This is a genomic window from Streptomyces sp. NPDC026538 (assembly GCF_055567535.1).
The window spans coordinates 270636-288717 of record NZ_JBVHQG010000002.1; the positions used below are offsets into that span (position 1 = coordinate 270636).

The following is an 18082-nucleotide window of genomic DNA, read 5'->3' on the forward strand; positions in this document are numbered from 1 at the left end:
ACTTGCCCCGGAATGCGACGGTTCGATGACCCTGCGGGGAGGCGTAAGGGTGCCTGGTGGCCCTCCCGGTCTTCAAAACCGAGGTGTCCGAGCAACTCGGGCAGGCGGGTTCGATTCCCGTCCGTCTCCGCCGATCAGCGCGTGATGTCCGTGTCACCTGCCGTCCAGGCCCGTGGCGGGGCAGCGGCGCAGCGCGGCGTCCACCCGTACGGTGTGGCCGTGCCGGTCCAGGTATTCCAGCAGCGGGACGGCGACCCGGCGCGTGGTGTCCAGCGCCTGGCGTGCCTGGCTGGTGGTGAACGGCTGCTCCAGCCGGGCGAGGACGGCCGCGGCCCGTACGTCCGCGTCCGGCAGCAGCACGATCCCCTGGCCGATCCGCAGCAGGGTTCCCGCGGCCTCGGCGGCCGCCAGCAGCTTGGGTGTGAGGCCGAGTTGGTGCAGCCGCTCGGCGTCCGGGGCGTGGAACGGCGCACGGTCGAGGTCCGCGCGTACGGCTTCCACCGCGGCCTCGATCGCGGGCGGCAGCGTGGGGCCGCCGTGGCTGCCGTAGAGCCGGCCGTCGCTGTACCGCAGGCCGGGCGCCTGTGCCCGGAGCGCGTCGACGAGGCCGCGCTCCGGCAGCCCGAGCGTCCGGCGGGCCGTCTCCAGCGGCAAGCCGGGTTCCAGGGGGTTACGGACGGCGTGTTCCTCGACCGCCTCGGCCAGCCGCACGCGCAGCGCCGCCCAGTGGGCCGGGTCCGCCAGCCACTCCCCCGCGACCGGCTCCACCGGCGGTTCCACCCCCATGGCGAGCAGCTCCGAGCGGCGGATCAGACCGCGCCGGCGCAGTTCCCCGGCTCCGTCGGCGCGTCCCGGCGCCGCCGCCAGTTCCCGGGCCCGGGCCGCCGCAGCACCGCGGCGGGTCAGCCGCGGCGGGCGGACGTCGAGCACGGTGATCCCCGCCGGGACGCGGTGCAGTCCGGGGTCGCGCAGCAGCGCGCCGTCGCCGACGCGCAGCGGCAGCGGTGCGGCCAGCCGCAGGCGCGCGGTGTCCGTGCCGAGCGGGCGGACCGTCACCGGCACCGCCGCGGAGCCCGCGTGCAGGGTGAGGTCGCGCGGCAGGTCGCGGGCGGCGTCGCCGCGCAGCCGTACGTCCATGATGTCGGTGGTCAGCCAGCGGTCCGGGGTGAGCAGCGCGTCCCCTCGGCGCAGCTCCCCGGCGCCCGGTCCGGTCACGTTGACCGCGACCCGCGCGACCGCCCCGGCCTCCTGGCACGGCTCCTTGAGGCACTCCAGCCCGCGTACCCGCAGCGTCCGCCCGTCGCGGGCGAGCCGGAGCCGGTCGCCGACGCGCACGGTCCCCGCGCCGAGGGTGCCGGTGACGACCGTGCCGTGGCCGCGCACCGTGAACGCCCGGTCCACCCACAGCCGTACGTCCGCGGCGAGGTCGGGGGCGGGCAGGTCGCCGGTCATCCGGACCAGGGCGGCGCGCAGCGCGTCGAGGCCGGTACCCGTCACCGCGCTGACGGCCACGCCCGGCACTTCGCCGAGGGACGAGCGGGCGATCCGGGCGAGCGCCCCGGCACGGGCCGTGTCCGGTCCGGCCAGGTCGCAGCGGGTGACGGCGAGGACGCCGTGCCGTACGCCGAGCGCGTCCAGGACGGACAGGTGCTCCTCGGACTGCGGTTGCCAGCCCTGGTCGGCGGCGACGACGAAGAGGACGGCGGGGACCGGGCCGACCCCGGCCAGCATGTTGCCCACCAGGCGTTCGTGCCCCGGTACGTCCACGAAGGCCACGTCGCCCGCGCCGGGCAGCCGCGTCCACACGAAACCCAGGTCCAGTGTCATGCCCCGGCGCCGTTCCTCCGCCCAGCGGTCGGGCTCCATGCCCGTCAGGGCGCGCAGCAGCGCGGACTTGCCGTGGTCGACGTGTCCCGCGGTGGCGACGACGTGCACGGGTCAGCTCCCCGTTCCCGGCCCGGCCGCCCCGGGCGGGACCTCGGCCAGGCGCACCGCCCGCGCCAGGAGCGCGTCGGCCTCCGGCGGCAGGGCCCGCAGGTCCAGCAGGCAGCGGCCGTCCTCGACGCGGGCCATGACGGCGGGGTCGGTTCCGCGCAGCGGGGCCGCGTAGGCGGCGGGCAGGGAAACGGCGGCGCTCGGCAGCGTCACGCCCGGCGCGCCGCCACCGCCGACCACCGCCTCGGTGTCGACGGCACGGCTGTCGAACCCGTCCGCGCGCAGGCCCGCGGCGAGGTCCCGGGCGCGTTCACGCAGCCGTACCGGGTCGGCGCGCAGCGCGAGGACGGCCGGCGGGACGGGGCCGCGTACGGTCGCCTCCAGCGCGGCCAGGGTCAGCTTGTCCACGCGCAGGGCACGGGCCAGCGGGTGCCGGGCCAGCCGCCGTACCAGTTCCGCGTCGCCCAGCACCAGCCCGCACTGCGGTCCGCCGAGCAGCTTGTCGCCGCTGGCGGTGACCAGGGACGCCCCGGCCCGCAGCCAGGTCGTCGCGTCGGGCTCCCCGGGCAGTGCGGGCTCCGGGGTGAGCAGGCCCGAGCCGATGTCGGCCACCACGGGAACCCCCAGCGGGGCCAGTTCGGCCACGGACGCCTCCCGGGTGAAGCCGGTGACGCGGAAGTTGGAGGGGTGGACCTTCAGGACGAAACCGGTGTCCGGGCCCACGGCCGCGGCGTAGTCGGCGGGTGTGGTGCGGTTGGTGGTGCCGACCTCGCGCAGCCGGGCGCCGGTGGAGACCAGCAGGTCGGGCAGGCGGAAGCCGTCCCCGATCTCCACCATCTCGCCCCGGCTGACGACGATCTCCCGTCCCTGGGCGAGCGCGGTCGCCGCCAGGACGAGCGCCGCCGCGCCGTTGTTGACCACATGGGCGGCCTCGGCGGCCGGCACGGCGCGCAGCAGGGCGTCGAGCGCGGCTCGCCCCCGCCGGGACCGGCTCCCGGTGACGAGGTCGAGTTCGACGTCCGTGGTGCCGGACGCGGCCAGCACGGCGTCCCGGGCGGCCGGCGAGAGGGCGGCCCGGCCCAGGTTGGTGTGGAGCAGTACGCCGGTGGCGTTGACGACCGGGCGCAGGGCGCAGGCGGTGGCGGGGAGGGCGGCCACGGCACGGTCGGCGATCTCGTCGACGGGTACCTCACCCGCCCGCGCCCGGGACTGCACGCCCGCGACCACGTCCTTGACCAGCTCCCGCCCGAGCCGCCGCGCCGCCGCGGTCAGCCGGGGATCGGCCAGCAGCACATCGGTGCGCGGCAGCCGCCGCCTGTCGACGGGCGGGCCGGCGTCCGCCGCGCCGGCGGGCTCGCGCGCCATCTCGTGCACCTCCGCTCCGGCCCTGCTGACGGCAACCCGGCCAGGCTAGGTCGGCGGCCGCTCCCGGAGCCCGCGCCGCACCGTGCGCGGTCCGGCCCGGACCGGTACGGCTCATGACCCCGGCGGGTCGGGGGGCCGGTGCGCTGATCCGGTGCGGACCATGACGAGGACACGCGGGCCCGACACGGGCCGTGACGAGCGTGAGCGGCCGGGCTGCCGCGCGCCCGGACGACCGTCACGAGGTCACGTGCCGCCCTCGGCCTCGCGCCGGGCGTCGAGGCGTTCGCGCTGCGGCTTCACCACGTACGCCGGGTCCTTCGTGGACGCCACGCCCGCCTCGAAGGTCCCGAACCGCTGGAACCCGCTGCCCACCAGGAGCGCGAGGCCGCCGAGTGCGGCGGCGACCCGGCTGCGGCGGGCGAAGGTCAGCGCGGTGCATGCCCCGCCGATGGTCAGGTACTCCGACGCCCTGCGCATCCGGTGGGCGGCGCCGTGGGTGAACGCCGAGGTCTCGAACTGCGGCCTGCGGTCGATGAGGTGGGCCGCCACGATCTCGATCGCGGCCCCGAGGAGCGCCAGCCGGCGGGCCGGGGCCGCCTCCGCAGGCGGGGCGCAGATCATCGCCAGACCGGCACCGCTCGCCGCGGCGGACCCCGTGAACACGAACGGCAGCTCCCGGTGGGCCTCGTGCCAGGCGGGCACCGCCGTCTGGGAGAGCAGAACGGCCGTGTACGAGGCCAGCGCGGGCGCGATCGCGGCCGCGGAGACGCCGCCGAGCCGGGCCGCCCACTTCACGGCGGTGGTGAGCCCGGCCCGGTCCAGCCAGGCCTTCGGCACGAGTTCGGCGATGCCCGCCAGCGAGCAGCCGGGGCCGTAGGACATCAGGATCCAGGTGCCCACCGACATCGGGGAACTCGGCTTCGCCACCCGCATCATGTGGTGGAAGCGCAGCGGCCGGCCGAGGTCGCCGATGAGGAGGTAGCTGCTGGCGAGCAGTGCCCCGAAGCTGCCGACGCGGCAGGACCTGCGCATCTCGGGCCGCCCGGTCAGGTCGGCGCCGACGGCCAGCAGGGCGGCGCCCGCCGAGAGTCCGCCGGTGAGGAGGTAGGCGGGGACCTTCCACTCCCAGACCGGCGGCTTCAGGACCGGGCGTCCGTAGTAGGACCGGAATTCCGCGCGCGGGACCACCGACTCCTCGCCACCGCCGCCCCTGCGGTGCTTCCCGTCCCCGCCGCGTCCGGTCATCGACGGCCTCCCTTGACGAACACCGCGGCGGACGCGGCCACCATCATCCCGGCCGCGACTGCCGCGTGCTTCCACATGGATCCCAGGTCACGGGTGGTGACGACCGGGTCCGGTGGCAGCCCGTAGACCTCCGGCTCGTCGAGGAGCAGGAAGAAGGCGCCGTCGCCGCCGACCCCGTCGTCGGGGTCGCGGCCGTACAGCCGGGCCTCGGGCACGCCTGCCTCGTGGAGCTGTTCCAGACGGGCGTCGGCGCGCTCGCGCAGTTCGTCGAGCACGCCGAACTGGATGGAGTCGGTCGGGCAGGCCTTGGCGCAGGCCGGTTCCAGACCGCCCTTGAGCCGGTCGTAGCACAGGGTGCACTTCCAGGCCCGGCCGTCGTCGGGGCGGCGGTCGATGACGCCGTAGGGGCAGGCGGAGACGCAGTAGCCGCAGCCGTTGCAGATGTCGGGCTGGACGACGACGGTGCCGAACTCGGTGCGGAAGAGCGCCCCGGTGGGGCAGACGTCCAGGCATGCGGCATGGGTGCAGTGCTTGCACACGTCCGACGACATCAGCCAGCGGAAGTCCGTGCGGGTCTCCGCGCCGCTCCCGGCGCCGGGCAGGTCGAAGCTGGGGAAGCCCAGGTCGACGGGTTCCGTGCCGAGTTCGGCGCCGGCCCGGTGGCCCGCGTCGTGCAGCGCCTCCGCGACCACCTCGCGGGTGGTCTCCGTCCCGGACGGCCCGGTGGGCAGGCCGACCAGACCGGAGTCCTGGTCGCCGAGCCGCAGGTCCTGCTCGATGAAGGCGACGTGCCGCCAGGTGCTCGCGCCGAGCGAGCCGGTGTTGTCGTAGGACATGCCGAGCAGGTCGAAGCCGTCCGCCGGGACGCCGTTCCACTCCTTGCAGGCCACCTCGCACGCCTTGCAGCCGATGCAGACGGAGGTGTCGGTGAAGAAGCCGACCCGGGGCGGGTGGTCCTCGGGGTGGCCGGCGTCCCCGGCCGGGTCCGCCAGCGGGCCGAAGAAGCTGTTCTCGTGCTCGCTCATCAGGGTTCCTCCGGCCCTTCAGTGGTGGCCGGGCGGCCGTCGTCAGGAGGCCCGTCCGTCCGGTGGCCGTGGGCCGTCACCTCGCTGGTGCCGGTCCTCGTGGTGATTCCCGCGCGGCGCCGGTAGTCCTCGACGTACGCGAGGAGTGCGGGGCCGCGCGGGCGCCGCCCGGGCCGGATGTCGCAGGTGAGCACCTTGCTCTCCTGGATCAGCACGTTGGCGTCGGCCACCACGCCGATCAGGTCGTTGACGACGTCGCCGGTGGTGATGCCGCGGCTGCCCCAGTGGTAAGGCATCCAGATCTGGTGGACCGTGTGGCCGTCGAGCCGCAGCGGGGCCAGCCGGTCGGTGACGACCACCTTGGCCTCCACCGCGGTCCGGCTGGTGATCACGTGCGCCCAGCCCATGTGGTGCAGCCCGCGCTCGGCGGCGAGTTCCGGGGACACCTCCACCGTCAGTCCGGGCTGGAGCTCCGAGAGGTAGGGGAGCTGACGGCTCATCGCGCCGGCCGTGTGGTGCTCGGTGTACCGGGAGGCGGTGAACACGTACGGGAACACCTCGTTGTGGGGCTCGGGAGGCGAGGGGTTGTACGGGTTGTCGGTGCGCGGGTAGGTCAGCCGGGTCGGGTTGGACTGCTGCGTGTAGAGCGCGTTGCGCACCGGGGACTCTTCGGGTTCGTAGTGGGTGGGCAGCGGCCCGTCGACCAGGCCGGTCGGTGCGAACAGCGCCGCCTTCCCGTCTCCCATCATGATGAACGCGTCGTCCCCGGCCAGCGCTTCCGTACCGGTCGCCTCCGGCGGCGGCTGGTGGTGCGGCGGCTTGTGCAGCTGGAAGTCGGGGATGTCGTGACCGGTCCACTCACCGCGGTCCCCGTCCCACCAGACCAGAGCCTTGCGCGCGCTCCACGGCCGGCCGTCGGGGTCGGCGGACGCCCGGTTGTAGAGGACCCTGCGGTTGAGCGGCCACACGAAGCCCCACTGGTTGTCCGTGATCGGGTGCTCGAACCGCGAGCTGCGGCGCCGGGCCTGGTTCGTCTCGTCCGCGAAGACGCCGCTGTAGATCCAGCAGCCGCAGGCGGTGGTCCCGTCGTCCCTGAGCTCCTCGTAGGAGTTGACGGTGCGTCCGGTGGTGAGGTCGATGCCGTTGATGTGGCGCAGGACGTCCTCGGCGGACGGTTCGTCCCCGTGCTCCAGCGCGTAGTCCCAGGCCAGATCGAGGACCGGCCGGTCGCGTTCGTCCTGCGACCCCGCCAGCTTCTCCCGGACGATCCGCCCGAGGTGGTAGAAGAACCACAGGTCGGAGCGGCGGTCGCCGATCGGTTCGATCGCCTGGTCGCGCCACTGGATCATGCGCTGGGTCTGGGTGAACGTGCCGCTCTTCTCGACGTGCGAGGCGGCGGGGAAGAAGAACACCTCGGTCTTGCAGGTCCCGGTGGAGATCTCGCCCGTCTCGATCTCGGGGGCGTCCTTCCAGACCGTGGCGCTCTCGATCATCGCGAGGTCGCGGACGACCAGCCACTCCAGGTTGGCGATGCCGAGCCGCTGGAGCCGGCCGTGGGCCGACCCCACCGCCGGGTTCTGCCCGACCAGGAAGAAGCCGTACACCGTGCCGGCGATCATGTCCATCGCGGTGCGGTAGGTGCCGTGGTCGCCGTTGATCCGTGGCAGCCAGTCGTAGCGGAAGTCGTTCTCCGGGGTGGCCGCGTCACCCCAGTACTCCTTCAGCATGGAGACCATGTACGTCCTGGCGTTCGCGAAGTACCCCTTGCGCATCACATGGCGTACGTCGTCCACGAACCTGGTCAGGCTGGTGTGGGTGACGTTGGGCATCGGCAGGTAGCCGGGCAGCAGGTTGTACAGGGTCGGGATGTCCGTGGAGCCCTGGATGCTGGCGTGGCCGCGCAGCGCCAGGATGCTCCCGCCGGGCCGCCCCATGTTGCCCAGGAGCAGCTGGACGATGGCGCCGGCCCGGATGTACTGAGCGCCGACGGAGTGCTGTGTCCAGCCCACGCTGTAGACGAGCGAAGTGGTCCGCTCCCGGCCGGAGTTCTCGGTCCAGGCGCGGCACACGTCGAGGAACTGCCGCCGGGTGATGCCGCAGACCCGCTCCACCATCTCCGGGGTGTACCGGGAGAAGTGCCGCTTGAGGATCTGGAGCACACAGCGCGGGTGCCGCATCGTGGGGTCCGTCGCGATCCGGCCGGCGGTGCCGGGCAGCGCCTCGTGACCGCCGGCCGACTGCGCGGGGGTGGCGGAGATGAGTGTGCTGCCCTGCCTGCCGTCGCCCTCGCCGCCGACGCACTCGTACGCCCAGCTGGTGCTGTCGTACTTGCCGGTCTCCGGGTTGTAGCCGCTGAACAGGCCGTCCAGGTCCTCGGTGTCCTCGAAGTCCTCGTTGACCAGGAACGTGGCGTTGGTGTAGGCCCGCACGTACTCCTCGAAGTGCAGGTCGTTGGAGAGGATGTGGTTGACGACACCGCCGAGGAAGGCGATGTCACTGCCCACCCTGATCCGCACGTGCTGGTCCGCGTGCGCGCTGGTGCGGGTGAACCGGGGGTCGATGTGGACCACCCGGGCACCGAGCTTCTTCGCCTCGATGACCCACTGGAAGGCGACCGGATGGGCCTCGGCCATGTTGGAGCCCATGATGATGACGCAGTCGGCGTCCGTCAGGCTCTCCGGGGTGTCCGTGGCACCGCCACGGCCGAGCGAGGTTCCCAGACCGGGAACCGTGGCGGAGTGTCAAATGCGCGCCTGGTTCTCGATCTGCAGGGCGCCCAGGGCGGTGAACAGCTTCTTGATGAGGTAGTTCTCCTCGTTGTCCAGCGCCGCTCCGCCCAGGCTGGCGAAGCCCATGGTGCGGCGGAGCGGGTTGCCCTGCCCGTCGGTGTCCTGCCAGCCCCGGCGCCGGGCGTCCAGGACCCGGTCGGCCACCATGTCGAGGGCCGTCTCCAGGTCCAGGTCCTGCCATTCGGTGGCGTAGGGGGCCCGGTAGCGCACCTTGTCCTCGCGCTGCGGTCCGGTGACCAGCTGCTTGCTGGAGGAACCCTTGGGGCACAGGCGGCCACGGGAGACCGGGCTGTCCGGGTTCCCCTCGATCTGGGTGACCCGCTCGTCCTGGACGTAGACGTTCTGGGCGCAGCCGACGGCACAGTAGGGGCAGACCGAGTGCACGACCCGGTCGGCGTCCTCGGTGTGGGGCGTGAGGGTCCTCGACCGCTTCGACTCGACCGCCCTGCCCCGGCCCAGCCGGTCGGCTCCGGTGATCTGCCGGTACACCGGCCACAGGTCCGCCCACCGTTTCACGCCCATCCGCCCGCTCCTTCGCGTCAGGGCCCCCGACCTCGTCTCCACGCTACCCGGGGGGCGGGCCGCGGCAAGTTCAGGGCGCCGCGGGCAGGGACCCGACCGGACCCGCGGCGGCGAGCGAGCGTACGGCGTCGGCCGGCATCCCGGCCGCCCGGTCCACGTCGGCCGGTGCCGTCGCGGACGAAGCCGGGTTCACGGAGCCGGGTTCTGGGTGTGGGCGTGGCTACGGCTACGGCTACGGCTACGGCTACGGCTACGGCTACGGCTGTGACGCCCGTGGCTGTCACATGAAGTTGCGGGTGTGCAGTGCGGACAGGGCCGCCGCCTCCTCGTCGGGGAACCCCAGGCGGGCCAGGCGGTGGCGGCGTCCTTCGTCCATCTCCTTCTGCAGTCGCTGCACCGCCTGCCAGCCGCGGGCGATGTCCCGCGGCGCCCAGGAGCCCGCGGCGAGCAGCACCAGGGAGTCGAACACGTCCTCGTTGAGTCCCGCGGTGCCGGTCAGCGCGTCGTGCCGCCGCTCCACCGCGGCACGCAGCCGGCCGTGCAGCAGCGGGTCGACCGTGGCCCGGTGTTCCAGATGCCCGACCCCGAACGCGACGTGCCGTGCCTCGTCCTGGCGGACCAGATGGCCAGATGGGGCAGGAGCGCCGGGTCCGTCCCGAGCACGTCGACCCGTGTTCCGGGCGGTGCCTGCCGCAGGGCGCGGCTCAGCAGCAGCCGCGCGCCCTGCTCGAAGCCGAGCGCGCCGAGGTCGGCCGAGACCGCGCCGGCGGCTGTCACGGCCGGTAGCCGACAGCGGTGATCCGGCCGTGCGCGTCGTAGAAGCCGGTGGCGTCGACGGCCGCGGTCAACTGGCCGAAGCCGGTCTCCCGGCCGGGCAGCCACCGGGTGAGCCCTTCCAGGTCCAGGAGTCGGCGAACCTCGGGATCGCTGTACGACATGGAGAGCAGCAGCGCCGAGAACCGGTCGCCGCGCTCCTCGTCCAGGGACGGTCCGGCCGCCAGTACGCAGTGGTCGTAGGGCTCGGTGCGCGACAGCAGCCGGGTACCGCCGGGCTGCAGGGTGCCCTCCTGCCCGAACAGCAGATGGCTGGTGTCGATCATGCAGGCGGCGTCCGCCTCCCCCGCCACCAGCGCTCGGGCCGCGTCCCGTTCGCCGCCGATGTGGTCGCCGTGCAGGCCCACCCCGGTGTCATGGCGGCGTACCTCGAAGTCGGTGCCCGCGACCAGGCCGAGATCGGCCAGGTGGTGCAGGGGGATCAGGGTCGACTGAGGCGAGTCGACCGCGCCGACGGCAACCGTCCGGCCTTTCAGATCGGCCGTCGAGCGGATCTCGCCGTCCGCCCTGACCACCACCACGGAGGCCAGGTCGCGGTCGGTGTCCCGCATCACGAGCGGCGTCACCTCCGCGCCCGCCGCGGCGGCCAGCCGGCGGGTGCGCAGCCAGGCCAGCGGCGAGTGCCAGGCCGCGTCGATCCGCCCGTCGACCAGGTCCTGTGCCTGCCGCTCGTAGTGGGCGTAGAGCACGAAGTCGAAGGGCAGACCCTGCGCGAGGAGCCAGGACCGGAAGCCGGACCAGATGGTCACGACCTTCGGATCGTAGGCGACGGCGCCGAGGACCAGCTCCTGCATCAGGCCTCCTCGAAGAGCGGCAGGCCCAGTTCCACGCGGCCGCAGAAGTCGTGCAGCGCCTCGGTGGTGGGTGCCATCACCCGGGCGGCGAGGGCGTCCCGGAACCGTCGCTCCACGCCCGTCTCACGCCGGAAGGCGGCGCCGCCGCACAAGCGCATCGCGCCGTCCGCCACCTCGGCGGCGGTCTCCGCGGCGAGGGCCTTGATCTGCAGGACCCGCAGCGTCGCCTCGGGTCGACCGGTCTCCGTGGCGGTGAGCGTCTCCTCCAGCAGGGCGCGCAGCGCGTCGGCGCGCAGTCGCAGCCCCGCGAACTGGTTGCGGGTCATCGGCTGCTGGGCCAGCGTCTGGTCCAGGTGCGCCAGGCGGGTGTGGCGAAGGTGCGCGGCGGTGAGGCCGAGCAGCGCTTCGGTCACGCCGAGCGAGAAGGCCGCGCTCAGCACGAGGAAGCACGGCAGCACCACTTCGAGGGCGGTGCTCAGCCCCTCCCCGTCGGCGGCCAGCAGCGCGGAGCGGGGCACGGCGACGGCCTTCGCCGACACGGGGCTGGACGCGTTGCCGCGCAGGCCGAACCCGTCGTAGTCGCCCTGTACTTCGAGTCCGGCGCTGCCCGCGGGCACCAGCCACAGCGACATCGGGCCGTCCGCCCGCAGCGGCCTGCTGGACCAGACGTAGCTGTCGGCCTCGCCGGCCGAGGTGACCCAGGACTTCTGCGCGTCCAGGCGCACCGCGTCGGCGCCCTGGGGCTCGGCGGTGCTCACCGGGGCCCAGAAGTGGCTGCGGGAGCCGCGCTCGGAGAACGCCAGGGTGGTCAGATGGTGGCCGGCGGCGATCTCGCGCCGGACGTCCTCGGGAGCGTGCCGGTCGAGGACGGTGACGGCCGAGTAGTGCATGAGCAGCACCATGGCCGTCGACCCGCACGCACCCGCGAGCCGTTCGATCACCTGGGCGGCCGCACGCAGTCCCGCGCCCGCTCCACCGTGCTCCCGCGCGCTGAGCAGCCCCAGCAGCCCGGCCTCGCCCAGCGCCCGGATCCCCTCCCGTGGGAAGCGGCCGCTCCGGTCCACCTCGTCGGCGAGCGGTCCGACGAGCTCGCGGATCAACGCGTCGAACGCGTCGGCCCGGAGGTTCGGGGATTCGGTCATGATCGTCTGCACGATTTCGCACCTTGATGTGGAGTGATTGCTAAATGTCCAATTCCTCCAGTTAGTCAAGCATTCCGTCCGGTGCACGCGACGGAGCGCTCGCCGAGTGACCGACCGGAAACCGGTGCGATGCGGCACCACGCACGCCGTCGAGCGCGGGCGCGTGCCACCGCCGGCACGCGGCCGCCGCCGCTCAGGGCGTGTAGACCGTCGGGCGAGGGGCCGTTCCCATCCGGTCGCCGATGAAGAAGCTCGGGTGCGGTGGTTGGTTGAAGGCGGTGTTCTGCCAGGCCAGGGCCGTGCGGTACTGGGTGTCGTGGAGAAGGGTCGTGATCCTCGTACTCGTCTCGTACGGCGTGGAGTAGATGCGCACGGCCGTGTTGTCCGTCGTCGGCCAGACGGCCTCCTCGCGCCAGTCGCCGAGGATGTCCCCGGAGAGGGCCGGGGTCGCCTTGGTGCCGTTGTCGGAGAGGACGTAACCGCTGGAGTTGCGGTGGTCGGCCGACGCGCACCGGGCGCAGGAATTCGGCGACGCGTGGTCCGCCGACATGGCTCAGTGCGCGCCGTGGCCTGGGGCGATGTCCTCCACTCTGCGGGCGAGTTCGATGTCCAGGCCGGTGACGGCGCCGCCCACGCTGTGGGTGTTCACGGTGAGGGAGACCGTGTGATAGCCGAGGGTGAGGTCGGAGTGGTGGTCGAGCTCGTCCTGAATCCTGGCGATGTGCACGACGAGTGCGGCGGCGGCGAAGTGCGAGTCGAGACGGTAGACGCGGGCGAGCCGGTCACCGTCCAGCGACCAGCCCGGCAGCTCGGCCAGCCGGTCCTCGATCTCCTGCTGCGCCAACGGTTCGACGGCCATGGTGCGGCTTCCTTCCCTGAGGTGCCCGGAGGCGTACGTGGGCTCAGCCTGCCACGACAGGGCCCTCCGGGCGCGTACGCACGGCGGTGCGCGTCGCCGGGCGGCCGGCCCAGTCGTCCGGCCCCTCGACGCGGGCCGCCGACTCGGCCCGGTGCCCCGCGCACCGAGGGCTCGGCCCGATGCCCGAGCGCACCACGGCCACGGTCGCCCGGGCCCTCCTCGACTACCGTCGTCCGCATGACCACTGTCGCGCCCGGCCCCGCCGCCTCCCCGCCCGCCCCCGACGGGAAGGGCGTCGGCCCGCTGCTGCGCGCCTGGCGGGAGCGGCGGCGGGTCAGCCAGCTGGAACTGGCACTGCGTGCCGAATCGAGCGCCCGGCACATCAGCTTCATCGAGACCGGCCGGTCGCGGCCCAGCGAGGAGATGGTGCTGCGGCTCGCCGAGCACCTGGACGTGCCGGTCCGGGAGCGCAACGCGCTGCTGCTGGCGGCCGGTTACGCCCCGCACTACCCGGAGACCCCGCTGGACGACCCCGCCCTGGACGCGCTGCGCGACGGCATGGAGCGGCTGATCCAGGGCTACGAGCCGTACCCGGCGCTGGTGGTGGACGCCACGTACACGGTGGTCGCCGCCAACCGGGGCATCGCGATGCTGCTGGAGGGCGTGCCGGAGTCGCTGCTGACGCCCGCGCCGAACGCGATGCGGCTGACCCTGCACCCGGAGGGACTGGCACCGCGCATCCGCAATCTGCGCGAGTGGCGCGGGCATCTGCTGGAGCAGATGGAGCGGCAGATCGCGCTGCACCGCTCGGACGCGCTGCGGGAGTTGTACGAGGAGGTCGCCGGCTATCCGGCCCCCGCGGGCGTGGACGACGGTCGACCCGCCGAGCCGGTGGCCTGGTTCGCGCTGCCGATGCGGATCGAGCACGAGGGTCGGGTGCTGTCGTTCGTGTCGTCGATCTCGACGTTCAACACACCGATGGACGTGACGGTCGCCGAACTGGCCATCGAGACGTTCCTGCCGGCGGATCCGGCGACGGCCAAGTACCTGCACTCGCTGGCAAGTTGACGTAAGAGGTCGCCTCGACCAGGTGTGCGAGACGGCATCGCGTGACACACTGCTCCCCGTTACTTGTGCGCGTAGGGGAGGCGTGGCGTGAGTGAGCGGCGTGCTGCGCCCACCGTAGGTCAGGTCGTACTCGGCAAGCGGTTGCAGGAACTGCGGGAGGCCTCGGGCCTCGGCCGGGACGAGGCGGCGCGGGTGTTGCGGGTGGCGCAGGCGACCGTGCGGCGGATGGAGATGGCCGAGGTCGCGCTGAAGATCCCGTACGTCCAGGTGCTGCTGGAGACGTACGGGGTGCCCGAGGAGGAGCACGCCGCGTTCGTGCGGCTGGCCGAGGAGGCCAACCAGCCGGGCTGGTGGCAGCGGTTCCATGACGTACTGCCGGACTGGTTCAGCCTGTACGTGAGCCTGGAGGGCGCGGCCCGGGTCATCCGCTCCTACGAACCGCACTTCCTGCCCGGCCTGTTGCAGACCGAGGCCTATGCGCGGGCCGTGCTGGAGGCCGGGACGATAGGCCACAGCGACCCCGCGGCCGTGGAACGGCATGTGTCGCTGCGTCTGACCCGGCAGCGGCTGCTGGAGCAGGACGATCCGCCCCACCTGTGGGTGATCATGGACGAGACGGTACTGCGTCGCCCGGTGAGCGCCGACTGCGCGGTGATGCGCGAGCAGGTCGACAAGCTTCTCGCCTTTGTCGAACGGGACCGGATCACGCTCCAGATAGCCGAGTTCGCGAGCGGCCCGCACCCGGGGACGTACGCGCCGTTCACGCTGTTCCGGTTCGCCGAGCCCGAACTGCCCGACATGGTCTTCACCGAGTACCTGACCGGCGCCCTGTACCTGGACTCCCGGGACGAGGTCGGCGCCCATCTGGAGGTGCTGGACCACATGACGGCCCGGGCCGCCTCGGCGCAGCGGACCGAGGAACTGCTGCGGGAGTACCGTGACAACCTCTGAGGAGCAGGGACTGTGACCGCATCCGAGCCCGCACCCACCGCCGTCGACACCAGCCGGCCGCATCCGGCCCGGGTGTACGACTGGTGGCTGGGCGGCAAGGACAACTACCCGGTGGACGAGGAGCTCGCCCGGCGGATCCTCGCCGTGGACGGCACGGTGCTGCGCGGGGCGCGCGCCAACCGCCGGTTCATGCAGCGGGCCGTGCGCGCCGTCGCCGAGTCCGGGACCCGCCAGTTCCTGGACATCGGCACCGGCATCCCCACGGAACCGAATCTGCACCAGGTGGCCCAGGGCGTCGCACCGGAGTCGAGGGTGGTGTACGCGGACAACGACCCGATCGTGCTGCGGCACGCGGAGGCCCTGCTGCGCGGCACGCCCGAGGGCAGCACCGCGTACGTCCACGCCGACGTCCGCGACCCCGGCAGCCTGCTGGCCCACGCCGCCGAGACCCTGGCCTTCGCGGAGCCGGTCGCCCTGTCGCTGGTGGCCCTCACCCACTACCTCGACGACGACCCGGACGGCGACGACGTCCACGGCCTGCTGAAGACGTACGTCGACGCGCTCGCCCCGGGCAGCCATCTGATCCTGTCCCAGGTCACCCCGGATCTCAGCCCCGAGGCCGTCGAGCGGGCGGCCGACCACTTCCGGCGCAGCGGGACACCGTTCCATCCGCGTCCGCTGGCCGGCTTCCACCGCTTCTTCGACGGCCTGGAACTGCTCGGTCCCGGAGTGATCCCGGTCTCCGGCTGGCGCCCGGACCCCGAGGACGTGGCCCTCCAGCAGGAGGGCATCGTGCCGGTGTACGGAGCTGTCGCCCGCAAGGCCTGAGCCGTTCGGGTGGCCCGGCCGGCGACACGTCCGGATGTCCTGGACAGGTGACCCCGTACGGCTAGGCCGGGTGACCCGTTCGGATCGTCTGGACAGGTGCGTTCCCCTGCCCGCCCCTAGCGTCGAAGCGAAGGGTGAGCAAGGGAGCGCAGGTGACCGACACGCAGACACCTCCCAGGGAGGCCGGTGCGGCGCTGCTCGGTGCCGCCCGGTTCTTCCGCCCCGGCACGCCCGCGCCCGATCCACACAGCGTGGCCACCCCGGACGAGGCGAAGGAGACCTGATGTCCACGGACGCGGTGTTCTACCAGGCGGCGGCGCTCTGCCTCACCTACCCGGACGACGACTTCGTCGCCCGGCTGCCGCTGCTGCGCGAAGCAGCCCCGCAACTGCGGGAGTTCACCGACCACGCCGCGGTGACCCCGCCGCAGGAGCTGGCCGCGCACTATGTGCAGGTCTTCGACTTCAAGAACCGGCACAGCCTCCATCTCAGTTGGTGGCACGACGGCGACACCCGCCGCCGGGGCATGTCCCTGGTCCGCTTCAAGGAGGTCTACCAGGCGTACGGCATGGAGTTCACCGGCGAGGAGCTGCCGGACTTCCTGCCCGCCGTCCTGGAGTTCACGGCGCGCACCGGCAACACCGACCTGCTCACCGAACACCGTGACTGTCTGGAGCAACTGCGGCGCAGACTCTCCGACTTCGGCACGCCGTACGCGTGCGTGCTGGACGCGGTCTGTGCGGCCCTGCCGACCGCACGCACCGGGGCGCGCCCGTGAGCCCCCGCAGCGGCGATCGGCCACGACGGCGGATCACGGCGGCGCCTCACCCGGCCGCACCCCTCTCGTCGTCCACGATCTCCGCGTCCACCACTCCCTCTTCGTCGGCCTCGGGCGGGCGCTGTTCTTCGGCCGAACCGCCGGAGGCAGACGCGTACATGGCCTGCCCCATGCGCTGGCTGACGGTCGCCAGGTTCTCGACGCCCTGGCGCAGCTCCGTGGTGTCGGCGTCGCGGTCCAGCAGGGTCCTGAGTTCGGTGATCGCCGACTCCACCTCGGTCTTCGTGTCGGGCGGCACGCGGTCCTCGTTCTCGCGTATGAACTTCTCGGTCTGGTAGACGAGCTGCTCGGCCTGGTTGCGGGTCTCGGCGGCCTCGCGGCGTTTGCGGTCCTCCTCGGCGTACTGCTCGGCCTCCCGCATCATGCGGTCGATGTCGTCCTTGGGGAGGGCGGAGCCGCCGGTCACGGTCATCTTCTGCTCGCGGCCGGTCGCCAGGTCCTTCGCCGAGACGTGCATGATCCCGTTCGCGTCGATGTCGAAGGCGACCTCGATCTGCGGGACGCCACGCGGTGCCGGCGGCAGGCCGGTGAGGTCGAAGACGCCGAGCTTCTTGTTGTAGGCCGCGATCTCCCGTTCGCCCTGGTAGACCTGGATGCCCACCGAGGGCTGGTTGTCGGCGGCGGTCGTGAAGATCTCCGAACGCCGGGTCGGGATCGTGGTGTTGCGCTCGATCAGCTTCGTCATGATGCCGCCCTTGGTCTCGATGCCCAGGGACAGCGGGGTGACGTCCAGCAGCAGGACGTCCTTGACGTCGCCGCGGATGACGCCCGCCTGGAGGGCGGCGCCGACCGCCACCACCTCGTCCGGGTTGACGCCCTTGTGCGGGTCCTTGCCGGTGAGTTCCTTGACCAGGTCGGTGACGGCGGGCATCCGGGTCGAGCCGCCGACCAGGATCACGTGGTCGATGGCGGACAGCTCCACGCCCGCGTCCTTGACGGCCTGGTGGAACGGCTTCTTGCAGCGGTCCAGCAGGTCCGCGGTCAGCTCCTGGAACTGGGCCCGCGTCAGCTTCTCCTCCAGATGCAGCGGGCCCTCGGCGGAGGCCGTGATGTACGGCAGGTTGACCGAGGTCTCCGTGGACGAGGACAGCTCGATCTTCGCCTTCTCGGCGCCCTCGCGCAGCCGTTGCAGCGCCATCTTGTCGTAGCCGAGATCGATGCCGTACTGCCCCTTGAAGCGTTTGACCAGGTGCTCGACGACCCGCTGGTCCCAGTCGTCGCCGCCGAGGCGGGTGTCGCCGTTGGTGGCCTTGACCTCGATCACGCCGTCGCCGATCTCCAGGAGGGAGACGTCGAAAGTTCCGCCCCCGAGGTCGAAGACGAGGACCGTCTGCTCCTCGCCCCGGTCGAGGCCGTAGGCGAGCGCGGCGGCGGTCGGCTCGTTGATGATCCGCAGCACCTTCAGGCCGGCGATCTCCCCGGCCTCCTTGGTGGCCTGCCGCTGCGCGTCGTCGAAGTACGCGGGTACGGTGATCACCGCGTCGGTGACGTCCTCGCCGAGGTAGGCCTCGGTGTCCCGCTTGAGCTTCTGCAGCACCCGCGCCGACAGCTCCTGGGCCCGGTACCGCGTGCCGTCCACGCTCCCGCTCTCCGGGAACCGCCAGGCGCCGTCGCCCATGTGCCGCTTCACCGAGCGCGCGGTGCGGTCCACGTTGGTCACCGCCTGCCGCTTGGCGACCTCGCCGACCAGCACGTCCCCGTTCTTCGCGAAGGCCACCACCGACGGGGTGGTGCGCGCCCCCTCGGCGTTGGCGACGACGGTGGGCTCACCGCCCTCCAGGACGGCCACCACCGAGTTCGTCGTACCGAGGTCGATCCCTACCGCACGTGCCATGTCCGTCCCCTTCCGCCCGGCCGCTTCCCCGACTCCAGCACAAAACTTGAGCG

At 72.8% G+C, this 18082-nt stretch carries 15 protein-coding genes, 1 tRNA gene and 2 pseudogenes; 6 read left to right on the plus strand and 12 right to left on the minus strand.

Translation table 11 applies throughout. The features are described from left to right. Positions 1 to 37: 37 nt before the first annotated feature. Positions 38 to 130, plus strand: a tRNA-Sec gene (locus ACZ4N4_RS08110). Positions 131 to 153: 23 nt separating this feature from the next. On the opposite strand, the gene selB is transcribed toward ACZ4N4_RS08110, so the two are convergent. The 11 genes and pseudogenes from selB to ACZ4N4_RS08165 form a co-directional block, all read right to left on the minus strand. Next, entirely contained in the window at positions 154 to 1935 is a 1782-nt protein-coding gene (gene selB, locus ACZ4N4_RS08115; protein WP_467585818.1) for a selenocysteine-specific translation elongation factor, read from the minus strand. A gap of 3 nt (positions 1936 to 1938) precedes the next feature. Beyond that, positions 1939 to 3300 carry an L-seryl-tRNA(Sec) selenium transferase gene (selA, locus tag ACZ4N4_RS08120; RefSeq protein ID WP_467585820.1) on the minus strand — a complete coding sequence of 454 codons (1362 nt, stop codon included), beginning with the start codon at positions 3298 to 3300 and terminating at the stop codon, positions 1939 to 1941. A gap of 243 nt (positions 3301 to 3543) precedes the next feature. Further along, positions 3544 to 4545 (minus strand): NrfD/PsrC family molybdoenzyme membrane anchor subunit, encoded by a 1002-nt coding sequence (gene nrfD / locus ACZ4N4_RS08125; RefSeq protein ID WP_467585823.1) that lies wholly within the window; start codon positions 4543 to 4545, stop codon positions 3544 to 3546. After that, positions 4542 to 5570 carry a 4Fe-4S dicluster domain-containing protein gene (locus ACZ4N4_RS08130; protein ID WP_467585825.1) on the minus strand — a complete coding sequence of 343 codons (1029 nt, stop codon included), beginning with the start codon at positions 5568 to 5570 and terminating at the stop codon, positions 4542 to 4544. The genes nrfD and ACZ4N4_RS08130 overlap by 4 nt, the downstream gene beginning before the upstream one ends. A gap of 86 nt (positions 5571 to 5656) precedes the next feature. Beyond that, a pseudogene (gene fdh, locus ACZ4N4_RS08135) lies at positions 5657 to 8881 on the minus strand (formate dehydrogenase); the annotation flags it as partial. A 280-nt stretch (positions 8882 to 9161) separates the two neighbouring features. Then, positions 9162 to 9401 carry a hypothetical protein gene (locus tag ACZ4N4_RS08140; protein WP_467585828.1) on the minus strand — a complete coding sequence of 80 codons (240 nt, stop codon included), beginning with the start codon at positions 9399 to 9401 and terminating at the stop codon, positions 9162 to 9164. Continuing rightward, positions 9377 to 9658 (minus strand): hypothetical protein, encoded by a 282-nt coding sequence (locus ACZ4N4_RS08145; protein ID WP_467585831.1) that lies wholly within the window; start codon positions 9656 to 9658, stop codon positions 9377 to 9379. The genes ACZ4N4_RS08140 and ACZ4N4_RS08145 overlap by 25 nt, the downstream gene beginning before the upstream one ends. Beyond that, a complete protein-coding gene (locus ACZ4N4_RS08150; protein ID WP_467585833.1) occupies positions 9655 to 10509 on the minus strand; it encodes a phosphate/phosphite/phosphonate ABC transporter substrate-binding protein in 855 nt (284 codons plus the stop codon). Before ACZ4N4_RS08150 ends, ACZ4N4_RS08145 begins: the two co-directional genes overlap by 4 nt. Further along, positions 10509 to 11663 (minus strand): acyl-CoA dehydrogenase family protein, encoded by a 1155-nt coding sequence (locus ACZ4N4_RS08155; protein WP_467585836.1) that lies wholly within the window; start codon positions 11661 to 11663, stop codon positions 10509 to 10511. Before ACZ4N4_RS08155 ends, ACZ4N4_RS08150 begins: the two co-directional genes overlap by 1 nt. 181 nt (positions 11664 to 11844) lie before the next feature. Next, positions 11845 to 12126: pseudogene (locus ACZ4N4_RS08160) on the minus strand (rhamnogalacturonan lyase family protein); the annotation flags it as partial. Positions 12127 to 12204: 78 nt separating this feature from the next. After that, positions 12205 to 12510, minus strand: a complete 306-nt coding sequence (locus ACZ4N4_RS08165; protein ID WP_467585839.1) for a 4a-hydroxytetrahydrobiopterin dehydratase — start codon at positions 12508 to 12510, stop codon at positions 12205 to 12207. A 237-nt stretch (positions 12511 to 12747) separates the two neighbouring features. Here ACZ4N4_RS08165 and ACZ4N4_RS08170 point away from each other — a divergent pair, with 237 nt between their 5' ends. The 5 genes from ACZ4N4_RS08170 to narJ all read left to right on the plus strand — a co-directional run bounded on the left by ACZ4N4_RS08170 (position 12748) and on the right by narJ (position 16135). Next, positions 12748 to 13578: a helix-turn-helix domain-containing protein gene (locus tag ACZ4N4_RS08170; RefSeq protein WP_467585842.1), complete on the plus strand. Its 831-nt coding sequence runs from the start codon at positions 12748 to 12750 to the stop codon at positions 13576 to 13578. Positions 13579 to 13665: 87 nt separating this feature from the next. Continuing rightward, positions 13666 to 14529, plus strand: coding sequence for a helix-turn-helix domain-containing protein (locus ACZ4N4_RS08175; RefSeq protein WP_453569669.1), 864 nt, complete (start codon positions 13666 to 13668; stop codon positions 14527 to 14529). A gap of 12 nt (positions 14530 to 14541) precedes the next feature. After that, positions 14542 to 15357 carry an SAM-dependent methyltransferase gene (locus ACZ4N4_RS08180; RefSeq protein ID WP_467585846.1) on the plus strand — a complete coding sequence of 272 codons (816 nt, stop codon included), beginning with the start codon at positions 14542 to 14544 and terminating at the stop codon, positions 15355 to 15357. A 152-nt stretch (positions 15358 to 15509) separates the two neighbouring features. After that, the gene (locus ACZ4N4_RS08185; RefSeq protein ID WP_453569663.1) at positions 15510 to 15641 is read left to right on the plus strand and encodes a hypothetical protein; all 132 of its coding nucleotides are present in this window, start codon (positions 15510 to 15512) and stop codon (positions 15639 to 15641) included. Further along, complete coding sequence (gene narJ, locus ACZ4N4_RS08190) at positions 15641 to 16135, plus strand: nitrate reductase molybdenum cofactor assembly chaperone (RefSeq protein WP_453569661.1); 495 nt, start codon at positions 15641 to 15643, stop codon at positions 16133 to 16135. Before ACZ4N4_RS08185 ends, narJ begins: the two co-directional genes overlap by 1 nt. Before the next feature lie 46 nt (positions 16136 to 16181). Here narJ and dnaK read toward each other — a convergent pair whose 3' ends face one another. Continuing rightward, positions 16182 to 18029 (minus strand): molecular chaperone DnaK, encoded by a 1848-nt coding sequence (gene dnaK, locus ACZ4N4_RS08195; protein ID WP_453569659.1) that lies wholly within the window; start codon positions 18027 to 18029, stop codon positions 16182 to 16184. Between the last annotated feature and the right edge of the window lie 53 nt (positions 18030 to 18082).

Bases quoted from the DNA above. Each gene is read 5' to 3' on its own strand.
- selA (WP_467585820.1), bottom strand. From the start codon at position 3,300: ATGGCGCGCGAGCCCGCCGGCGCGGCGGACGCCGGCCCGCCCGTCGAC.
- nrfD (WP_467585823.1), bottom strand. From the start codon at position 4,545: ATGACCGGACGCGGCGGGGACGGGAAGCACCGCAGGGGCGGCGGTGGC.
- ACZ4N4_RS08130 (WP_467585825.1), bottom strand. From the start codon at position 5,570: ATGAGCGAGCACGAGAACAGCTTCTTCGGCCCGCTGGCGGACCCGGCC.
- ACZ4N4_RS08150 (WP_467585833.1), bottom strand. From the start codon at position 10,509: ATGCAGGAGCTGGTCCTCGGCGCCGTCGCCTACGATCCGAAGGTCGTG.
- ACZ4N4_RS08165 (WP_467585839.1), bottom strand. From the start codon at position 12,510: ATGGCCGTCGAACCGTTGGCGCAGCAGGAGATCGAGGACCGGCTGGCC.
- ACZ4N4_RS08170 (WP_467585842.1), top strand. From the start codon at position 12,748: ATGACCACTGTCGCGCCCGGCCCCGCCGCCTCCCCGCCCGCCCCCGAC.
- narJ (WP_453569661.1), top strand. From the start codon at position 15,641: ATGTCCACGGACGCGGTGTTCTACCAGGCGGCGGCGCTCTGCCTCACC.
- dnaK (WP_453569659.1), bottom strand. From the start codon at position 18,029: ATGGCACGTGCGGTAGGGATCGACCTCGGTACGACGAACTCGGTGGTG.